The sequence below is a fragment of the Deltaproteobacteria bacterium genome, assembly GCA_030654105.1.
Classification (GTDB): Bacteria; Desulfobacterota; SM23-61; order SM23-61; family SM23-61; genus JAHJQK01.
The window spans coordinates 1-4761 of sequence record JAURYC010000104.1; the positions used below are offsets into that span (position 1 = coordinate 1).

Consider the following 4761-nt stretch of genomic DNA (forward strand, 5'->3'; position numbering starts at 1 on the left):
CTGGAAGCGATCACGTAGGTCCCATCGCCTTGGCGCCGATCTACCAGCTTCATCGTTTCCAGAGACAATATGGCTTCCCGCACAGTGGTCCGGGATACCTTAAAGGTTTCCGATAATTCTCTTTCAGTGGGAAGCTGGTCACCCCGTTTAAATTTCTCCTTCTCAATCAGATTCCGAATCTGTTTGACGATGTCCTCAAAGGCCCGTTTTTTTATCACGGCTTTTAGCATGCAGAAGATTCCTCCTTTTTTTGCACCATTTTGATGGCCTCCTGAAAGTGCTTGATGCCGATGAAAAGATGAGTCGATGGCCTTTTCTCGGGGGTATGGATTAATTCCGCAATCGCCACCATCGTTGCACTCCGACAGATAAGGGCAATTTGGGAGCCTACCATCCCTTCCGTCGATTTGGCCAACTTCGTCAAGTCTGTATCATCCCCTAAGGGTCTTTCCCGGGTGTGCACTTGAAATATCTCCAGCCGATCTTTTTCATCAGGAATGGGAAATTGCAGAACATAATCCAGGCGCCCAGCACGTATCAGGGCAGGATCGAGTAAATCCTCACGGTTCGTGGCCCCGAGGACAATCACCTGCGAATGATCACTTAAATTATCCAGCTCGTTAAAAAACTGACTGGCCACACGCTCGGGCGCCCCTTCATGACTCCCCGAACCGCGGACGGATACCAGGGCATCGATTTCATCGATAAAGATAACACTCGGGGCTTTTCGGGTAGCCTCTTCGAAAATTTCCCGTAACCTGGCTTCGCTTTCGCCATAAAATTTGTGGATAATTTCCGGCCCATTCACTCGGATAAAATGAAGTTTGGTCTCACTGGCAATGGCCCGGGCAATCAGGGTTTTACCCGTTCCTGGAGGGCCATAAAGCAATACCCCTTTGGGGGCCTCAATCCCTAACCTTTCGAAAGCCTCCGCATAACGAAGGGGAAGCTCTACCATCTCCCGAACGAGTCTTAACTCTTTTCCGAGTCCGCCTATATCCTCATAAGAGACAGGCGATGGTGCCTCCATAGAAAAATCTGGCTTCTTTAGGAGGAATTTGGTTTTCTGATTGATGATGACTCCTCCCGAAGGAGAAGTGGCCTCCACATTAAATAAACGTTCTTTTCCCCCCAAAAAGGGGATATTGATTTTGTCTCCCAAAATCACTGGTACACCCTGGAGGACTTTGGCAAACTGTTCTAACTCACTTTCTTCGGGCAACACATGGGTAAAATCGAGGGGGCTGATCAGAATCGTCGTCGCCGTTTTTCGGGGGATTTTTTTGACTCGTACCACCTCTCCTAAGTTAGTCTGGGCATTGCTGCGAGTGATTCCGTCGACCTGAATTACCTTTTTCCCATAGAATTCTGGGAAGGTTCCGGTAATCCTGGCGACTGTCTTTTGGGCTCCCCTGATCTCGATCAAGTCCCCGAGGACGCCGTTGAAGGCCTTAATATCCTCAGGGTCAAGCCGCGCCCAGCCCTTGCCCACATCTTCAGCCAAGGCTTCGGCTACCTTTAATTCGCTGTCGATTTCCATGTCAGAAAGGTTTTAGTAGTGGCGATTAAATTGGTATAAAGGTTATACCATATGATGTTTCAGCCATACAACATTTTAATCTATTTTGTCAAGAAAAAATTTTGGCAGATGCTACCTTAAGACATGATTCGCCCGAGAGATCTGCGGCGGGTTTCAAATATGATAAAAAAAAATTTATTATGAAGTCATTTGATATAGGGGTTGTGCAGACGTTCATTTTTGATCGTCGAAGTTGGGGCAGGGCCGTAATTATGGCCGGGGTATACGATTGTCTCATCAGGAAGGGTGAGGAGTTTGGTTTTAATCGATTGCAACATGAGCGGCCATGAGCCCCCGGGTAGATCTGTCCTGCCCACCCCCCCCACAAACAAAGTATCGCCTGTAAAAACTGCCTGATCCCCTTGCAGGCACATTCCCCCTGGAGAATGCCCCGGAGTGTGGAGGACTTTTAGAGTCAGGTCTCCAACCCGGATGAGATCCCCCTCTTTCACGGTCAGATCAGCGGGGGGAGAAGGGTGGCCCCCAAACATAGAGAGCATACTACGAGGGATCCGGGTGAGGAGCGGTGCATCTTCTTCGTGGATGATGATCTTGGCCCCGGTCTTTTTTTTTATCTCCTCGTTGCCCATGATGTGGTCGACATGGGCATGGGTGTTCAAAATATACCTGATCGTGATTTTTTGCTGGTCGGCAATGGCCAGAATCTCGTCGATATCGTCAGCCGGGTCGATGACCAGGCCTTCTGCTCCAGCATCGCTGCCTAGGAGGTAGGCAAAAACAGCCAACCTTCCCACTTCAAGCTGCTTCAGGAACATTCTTCCTCCTCATTCCCTTGGGATAACCCCGACCTGCGGACATAGCGTGGCTACGGGGCAAGCGCTGCATTTGGGTTTGCGGGCGATGCAAATTTTCCGCCCATGGAAGACGAGCTGATGGCAAGCCATGGTCCAGCGGTTTTGAGGGATTACTGCCATCAACTCGAATTCGATTTTATCCGGATCATTCGATTGAGCCCAGCCCAGACGGTGGGTGACTCGTTTCACGTGGGTGTCTACGGCAACGGCCTGTTGACCATAGGCGTTGCCCAGGATGATATTGGCCGTTTTCCGGCCTACTCCAGGAAGAGCAGTGAGTTCTTCCAGCGTGCGGGGAACCCGCCCTTGGAACTTTTGGATGATCATCTGGCAGCAGCGGGTCATATTTTTGGCCTTATTATGGTAAAAACCTGTAGGGCGGATTTCTTCTTCGAGGGTTTTAAGGTCGGCCCGGGCGAAATCTGCGGCGTTATGGTATTTTCTGAAAAGATCCTTGGTAACCAGATTCACCCGTTCATCCGTACATTGAGCGGCTAAAATGGTGGCCAGGAGCAATTGTAGAGGATCCTGGAAATTGAGGGTAACTCGGGCGTCCGGATACTCTTTTTTCAAGATGTCGAGGACTTTTAACGCTGTCAGCTTTGGCTTCAATTTCTGACCCTTTCTTTAGCTCTGTCCGATGTAGGTTTTTCCATATGCCGCTGTTGTCAAGGGTTCCCCTCTCCGATTAGATAAAGCCGATTGTACTTCTCCGATAAAAAGGACATGGTCACCGACCGGAAAAGATGACCAAACGCTACAGACCCATGAAGCCAGGGCGTCTTTTAAATAAGGAGCTCCTTCCTTTTTATTATCGATAAAAAACTCCTCGATCATGGGCTGAGCAATTGGGTGTTTGAATAAAGGCACGAATTGTTTTTGTACCCTTTTTAATAAGGCAAGGGGAAAAAAACCACTCTCCTGGATAACCGGTATCGCCGGCCGGTTGTGGCGGAGGGCAACCAGCAGCAAAGGGGGGGAATAGGAGACCTGGGAGACCCAAGAAGCGATCATGGCCCATGTCTGTTCATGTCGCTTTGTTGCCAAGACGTAAATGCCGTAGGGAATGTGGCGGAATGCTTCGGCGGTTTGGGGGTCCATGCAAAGCTCCTCGGGAAATCTTTCTTATTCTTAAAGGAAAGGGAAGCGGAAAGTCAAGTTTTTTCTCTTCCTCCAAATCATACAAAAGGAGTAAGATATAAAAGAAAGAGAATAACTTTTTTCTAATTTTTATAGAGTTATTTATTTTGACAAAACTTTACCAAATTTAGTAAAATTTGACACGGTTAAGAATCCGGCTGGAGGGCAAGATGCAGAAAGCGAAAAGCACGTTAGAGTTGATTGGCTCAACTCCGATCCTGCAACTCAGGCGGTTGCCGCAGAAGCAGGATGCTACCATCTGGGCCAAATTGGAATGCTTCAATCCCGGAGGCTCGGTAAAAGACCGTATTTGTCTGGGTATGATTGAAGCCGCAGAGAAGGCAGGGAAAATTCGTCAAGGAGCCACCATCGTCGAGCCGACCAGCGGTAACACAGGGATTGGCCTGGCCATGGTATGCGCGGTCAAAGGATATCGACTTATCCTTACCATGCCAGAGACAATGAGCATTGAACGCCGGTCCCTATTGGCGGCTTATGGCGCCCAATTGGAATTAACCCCTGGAAACGAAGGAATGCGGGGAGCCATCCGACGGGCTGAAGAAATTGTCCAAAAAAACGAAGGTTTTTTTATGCCTCAACAGTTTAAAAATCCAGCAAACCCCAACACCCATCGGGAAACTACGGCTAAGGAAATCCTTTCCCAACTCCAAGGGGAGATCGATGCCTTTGTCGCCGGAGTGGGTACGGGGGGCACAATCACCGGCGTGGGGGAAGTCCTGAAGAAAAAGCTGCGCGGGGTGAAAATCGTGGCCGTGGAACCAGCCCGCTCTCCAGTCCTTTCCGGAGGAAATCCGGGACCCCACAAAATCCAAGGGATCGGAGCAGGATTTGTTCCGGACGTCTTGAACACGGGCATAATTGACCAAATCATCACCGTCCAAGATGAAGAAGCTGCCGAAACGGCCCGGCGGATGGCCCGAGAAGAAGGAATTCTGGTAGGCATTTCTTCCGGGGCGGCGGCTTTCGGTGCGCTTCAGGTGGCCAGGGAATTGGGAAAGGGAAAGACAGTGGTTGTCATCCTTCCTGATTCAGGAGATAGATACTTAAGCACGGGTTTGTTTGGAGCTCTTGAATAAAGCTTGAATAAAGAAAGAAGGCAAGAAAAGGAGATGGGGAAACCAGAAAAGGCAGGGGGAAGCGTTCCAAAAAAGACCCGCAGGAGTCGGGCAATCCCCCTGCAAAAGAAATTAGAAGAGGTTAGAAAGA

General features: G+C 49.5%; 6 protein-coding genes. 1 reads left to right on the top strand and 5 read right to left on the bottom strand.

Annotated elements, in window-relative coordinates:
• The 5 genes from Q7V48_03935 to Q7V48_03955 all read right to left on the bottom strand — a co-directional run.
• A partial coding sequence (locus Q7V48_03935; GenBank protein MDO9209886.1) for a GntR family transcriptional regulator occupies nucleotides 1–230 on the bottom strand: 230 nt, incomplete at its 3' end.
• Entirely contained in the window at nucleotides 224–1540 is a 1317-nt protein-coding gene (locus tag Q7V48_03940) for an AAA family ATPase (protein MDO9209887.1), read from the bottom strand. The genes Q7V48_03935 and Q7V48_03940, both read right to left, overlap by 7 nt.
• Nucleotides 1541–1725: 185 nt before the next feature.
• Entirely contained in the window at nucleotides 1726–2355 is a 630-nt protein-coding gene (locus tag Q7V48_03945) for an MBL fold metallo-hydrolase (protein MDO9209888.1), read from the bottom strand.
• Nucleotides 2356–2364: 9 nt separating this feature from the next.
• On the bottom strand, nucleotides 2365–3006 hold the full coding sequence (gene nth, locus Q7V48_03950; GenBank protein ID MDO9209889.1) for an endonuclease III: 642 nt from the start codon (nucleotides 3004–3006) through the stop codon (nucleotides 2365–2367).
• Between the two features lie 15 nt (nucleotides 3007–3021).
• Entirely contained in the window at nucleotides 3022–3495 is a 474-nt protein-coding gene (locus tag Q7V48_03955; GenBank protein MDO9209890.1) for a flavin reductase family protein, read from the bottom strand.
• A gap of 209 nt (nucleotides 3496–3704) precedes the next feature.
• On the opposite strand from Q7V48_03955, the gene cysK reads away from it, so the two are divergent.
• On the top strand, nucleotides 3705–4631 hold the full coding sequence (gene cysK / locus Q7V48_03960) for a cysteine synthase A (protein MDO9209891.1): 927 nt from the start codon (nucleotides 3705–3707) through the stop codon (nucleotides 4629–4631).
• The last annotated feature ends 130 nt before the right edge of the window (nucleotides 4632–4761 follow it).